Source organism: Pseudomonas sp. MD195_PC81_125 (assembly GCF_014060985.1).
GTDB lineage: Bacteria > Pseudomonadota > Gammaproteobacteria > Pseudomonadales > Pseudomonadaceae > Aquipseudomonas > Aquipseudomonas parakoreensis.
Map to the genome: position 1 here is coordinate 1 of NZ_JABULD010000406.1, position 4,138 is coordinate 4,138.

Annotated in this window: 5 protein-coding genes; all 5 read left to right on the forward strand. The window is 60.7% G+C overall.

Annotation, left to right across the window (positions count from 1 at the left end; genetic code table 11):
- A partial coding sequence (locus HT737_RS31245; RefSeq protein WP_220459419.1) for a hypothetical protein occupies positions 1-192 on the forward strand: 192 nt, incomplete at its 5' end.
- A 147-nt stretch (positions 193-339) separates the two neighbouring features.
- The gene (locus tag HT737_RS16540) at positions 340-1,236 is read left to right on the forward strand and encodes a TauD/TfdA family dioxygenase (protein WP_182403307.1); all 897 of its coding nucleotides are present in this window, start codon (positions 340-342) and stop codon (positions 1,234-1,236) included.
- Positions 1,237-1,254: 18 nt separating this feature from the next.
- Positions 1,255-2,280: an ABC transporter substrate-binding protein gene (locus HT737_RS16545; protein WP_182403309.1), complete on the forward strand. Its 1,026-nt coding sequence runs from the start codon at positions 1,255-1,257 to the stop codon at positions 2,278-2,280.
- Positions 2,281-2,285: 5 nt separating this feature from the next.
- A complete protein-coding gene (locus tag HT737_RS16550) occupies positions 2,286-3,146 on the forward strand; it encodes an ABC transporter ATP-binding protein (RefSeq protein ID WP_182403310.1) in 861 nt (286 codons plus the stop codon).
- 20 nt (positions 3,147-3,166) lie between these two features.
- Positions 3,167-4,033 carry an ABC transporter permease gene (locus HT737_RS16555; RefSeq protein ID WP_131670827.1) on the forward strand — a complete coding sequence of 289 codons (867 nt, stop codon included), beginning with the start codon at positions 3,167-3,169 and terminating at the stop codon, positions 4,031-4,033.
- Positions 4,034-4,138: the final 105 nt, after the last annotated feature.

Below are 4,138 nucleotides of genomic sequence, written 5' to 3' on the forward strand. Positions count from 1 at the left end.
GCAAGCCAGCTCCCACAGAGTTTTCGGTTGGAACACGATTGTGTGCTCGACATCGGAATCTGTGGGAGCTGGCTTGCCAGCGATGGCGTCAGTGAAATTGCCACATTACGCCCAGAAGTGACACAAATCGTCACTCACCATCCCGTCCATTCCTCACCATCCGCCATATCGTTATTCATTAACGGTATTTAATTTCCAGTTCTTATAGCTATAAAGTCACCCACCTGCGTACCTGCCGACCAATCGGCGCGCCGCACGACCTGAACCGACACGCAATCCAGCGTGAGTGTCTGATCGACGTGCGCGCCCGTGAGCGCGCCGTGCGTGGGAGATTGAAAGATGTCCGCAGCTACTGCCACCCCAAGCGCCGCGACTGCCGCGCCGCAAACCTTCGAGATTCGCCCATTCAGCGGTGCCGTCGGTGCCGAAATCATCGGCCTGGACCTGACCCGGCCAGTCAACGACCATGACTTCGCGCGCATTCATCGCGCGCATCTGGATCACCATGTCGTGGTGTTCCGCGACCAGCGCATCACCCCGCAACAGCAGATCGATTTCAGCCGTCGTTTCGGCGTGCTGCAGATCCATGTGCTCAAGCAGTTCCTGCTGGCCAATCACCCGGAAATTCTCATCGTCTCCAACATCGTCGAGAACGGCCAGAACATCGGTCTCGGTGACGCCGGCAAGTTCTGGCACTCCGATCTCTCCTATAAAGAACTGCCGAGCCTCGGTTCGATGCTGCATGCGCAGGAATTGCCGTCCGAGGGCGGCGACACGTTGTTCGCCGACATGCATAAAGCCTGGGACAACCTGCCCGAAGCGTTGCGTAACGCCGTGGAAGGGCGCTCGGCCGCGCATTCCTACACCGCGCGCTATAGCGAAACCAAATTCGAAGGCAACTGGCGTCCGACCCTGACCCCGGAGCAACTGGCGCAGGTCGCCGAAGTGGTGCATCCGATCGTCCGCACCCACCCGGAAAGCGGCCGCAAGGCGTTGTTCGTCAGCGAAGGCTTTACCACCCGCATCGTCGGTCTGCCGGAGGACGAGAGCCAACAGCTGCTGGCCGAGCTCTACGCCCACAGCGTGCTGCCGCAAAACATCTACCGCCATCAGTGGCAGCCCCACGACATGGTGTTCTGGGACAACCGTTCGCTGATTCACCTCGCCGCCGGCTGCCCCGCGCACCTGCGCCGCAAGCTGTATCGCACGACCATCCAGGGCGACGCGCCTTTCTGATTTGCCGGAGATTCGATCATGTCCAAACGTCTTCCCTTTGCACCGCTGGCGGCGGCCATCGGCCTGGGTTTCAGCCTGCTTGCCGGCAGCCTGGTGGCGCCAACCGTGGCCCACGCCGAAGGTGAAATCCGCATCGCCGAACAGTTCGGGATTGTCTATTTATTGCTCAACGTTGTGCGCGATCAGGGCCTGATCGAGAAGTACGGCAAGCAGGAAGGCCTCGACATCAAGGTCGACTGGACGCAGCTCTCGGGCGGCGCGGCAGTCAACGATGCGCTCTTGTCCGGTTCCATCGACATTGCCGGCGCCGGGGTCGGCCCGTTGCTGACCATCTGGGATCGCACCCACGGCAAGCAGAACGTCAAGGCCGTCGCCTCGCTCGGCAACTTCCCGTACTACTTGGTGAGCAATAATCCCAAGGTCAAAACCATTGCCGATTTCACCGAGAAGGACCGCATTGCGGTGCCGGCGGTGGGCGTGTCGGTGCAGTCGCGCTTCCTGCAATACGCGGCGGCCAAGCAGTGGGGTGACAAGGAATTCAATCGCCTCGACAAGTACACCATCGCTGTGCCGCACCCGGATGCGACCGCTGCGCTGATTGCCGGCGGCACCGAACTGACCGGGCATTTCTCCAACCCGCCGTTCCAGGATCAGGCGCTGCAGAATCCCAACGTGCACGTGGTGCTCAACTCCTACGACATCCTCGGCCCGAACTCGCCAACCGTGCTGTTCGCCACCGAGAAATTCCGCAATGAGAACCCGAAAACCTACAAAGCTTTCGTCGAGGCGCTGAGCGAAGCCGCGCAATTTGCCCAGAACGATAAGGGCGCGGCGGCGGACACCTACATCCGCGTGACCAAGGCCAGGATCGACCGCGCCGAGCTGCTGAAAATCATCGACAACCCGCAGTTCGAGTTCAGCGTCACGCCGAAAAATACTTATCCACTGGCCGAATTTCTTTACCGCGTCGGCGCGATCAAGAACAAACCGGAATCGTGGAAGGACTACTTCTTCCAAGACGCCAAACCGCTGCAAGGGAGCTGATCGAGATGAACGCCCTCTTGCAAGGCCACGCGGCCAGCAACTCGGTCGCCAGCACGCAAGCGCTGCTAGCGGTGGATAACGTCAGCCTCGAATACCGCACCCCGCAACGGGTGGTGCGGGCCACCCATCAGGTCAGTTTCGAAATCGATCCGGCGGACCGCTTTGTGCTGCTCGGCCCGTCCGGCTGCGGCAAGTCGACCTTGCTCAAGGCGGCCGCCGGTTTCATTGCGCCGAGCGAAGGCGAGATTCGCCTGCAAGGTCAGCGGGTCGAGGGACCGGGTCCGGACCGGATCGTGGTGTTCCAAGAATTCGATCAACTGCCGCCGTGGAAAACCGTGAAACAGAACGTGATGTTTCCGCTGCTGGCCTCGCGAACCTTGAACAAAAAAGACGCTGAACAACGCGCGCTGCACTATCTGGAAAAAGTCGGGCTGGCGGCGTTCGCCGATGCCTATCCCCACACCTTGTCCGGCGGCATGAAGGCGCGGGTGGCGATTGCCCGCGCGCTGGCGATGCAGCCGAAAATCCTTTTGATGGACGAGCCGTTCGCTGCGCTGGATGCGCTGACCCGGCGCAAGATGCAGGAAGAATTGCTGCTGCTCTGGGAAGAAGTGCGCTTCACCTTGCTGTTCGTCACCCACTCGATTGAAGAGGCGCTGGTGGTCGGCAATCGCATCCTGCTGCTGTCGCCACATCCGGGGCGGGTACGCGCTGAGGTGCACAGCCATCAATACGATCTGCAAAGCCTCGGCGGCGTGGCGTTTCAGGAATCGGCACGGCGCATTCACCGCTTGCTGTTCGATGAAGGCCAGTCGCCGGAGACCGAGCGTGACCATGACTTCAACGACATTCGTATCGCTTATTGAGCGTTCTGGAGGATTGCCTGATGAGCCAGCCATCGTCTGTACGACAAGAGTTTGAAACCGTCCTTGAACCATTGACCAGCGTGCCGCTTGAGCGCGAATTGCCGTTGGCGCAACGCCTGTGGCAACAGGGCTGGTTGCGTAAGAGTGTGATCCTGATTCTGCTGGCGATCCTCTGGGAAGTGATCGCCCGGGTGCAGAACAACGACCTGTTGCTGCCGAGCGTTCTGCAGACCGGCCATGCGCTGTACGACGGCCTGCTCAGCGGCGAGCTGCTGGGCAAAGTGTGGATATCGCTGGTGGTGCTGATCAAGGGCTATCTGATCGGCATCGTCCTGGCATTCGCCCTGACCACGCTGGCGGTGTCGACCCAGCTCGGTCGCGACCTGCTGAGCACCCTGACCTCGATGTTCAACCCGCTGCCGGCGATTGCCTTGCTGCCGCTGGCGTTGCTTTGGTTCGGTCTTGGGCAGAACAGCCTGATTTTCGTACTGGTGCATTCGGTGCTGTGGGCGCTGGCGTTGAACACCTACGCCGGCTTTCTCGGCGTCTCGGAAACCCTGCGCATGGCCGGGCGTAACTACGGGCTGAAGGGCATGCGTTTTGTGCTGTTCATCCTGATCCCGGCAGCGCTGCCGTCGATCCTCGCCGGGTTGAAAATCGGCTGGGCGTTTGCCTGGCGCACGCTGATCGCCGCCGAGCTGGTGTTCGGCGCCACCAGCGGCAAGGGCGGGTTAGGTTGGTACATCTTCCAGAACCGCAATGAGCTGTACACCGACAAGGTGTTTGCCGGGTTGGCGGTGGTGATCCTGATCGGGTTGCTGGTGGAGAATCTGGTGTTCGATACGCTGGAGCGGGTGACGGTGAAGCGCTGGGGCATGCAGCGCTGATATGTATTGACTGAGCTGGCCCCATCGCTGGCAAGCCAGCTCCCACAGGAGTTTCGCCGGCCATAGACTTTGTGGAAGCTCACAATCCTTGTGGGAGCTGGCTTG

Bases quoted from the DNA above. Each gene is read 5' to 3' on its own strand.
- HT737_RS16540 (WP_182403307.1), top strand. From the start codon at position 340: ATGTCCGCAGCTACTGCCACCCCAAGCGCCGCGACTGCCGCGCCGCAA.
- HT737_RS16545 (WP_182403309.1), top strand. From the start codon at position 1,255: ATGTCCAAACGTCTTCCCTTTGCACCGCTGGCGGCGGCCATCGGCCTG.
- HT737_RS16550 (WP_182403310.1), top strand. From the start codon at position 2,286: ATGAACGCCCTCTTGCAAGGCCACGCGGCCAGCAACTCGGTCGCCAGC.
- HT737_RS16555 (WP_131670827.1), top strand. From the start codon at position 3,167: ATGAGCCAGCCATCGTCTGTACGACAAGAGTTTGAAACCGTCCTTGAA.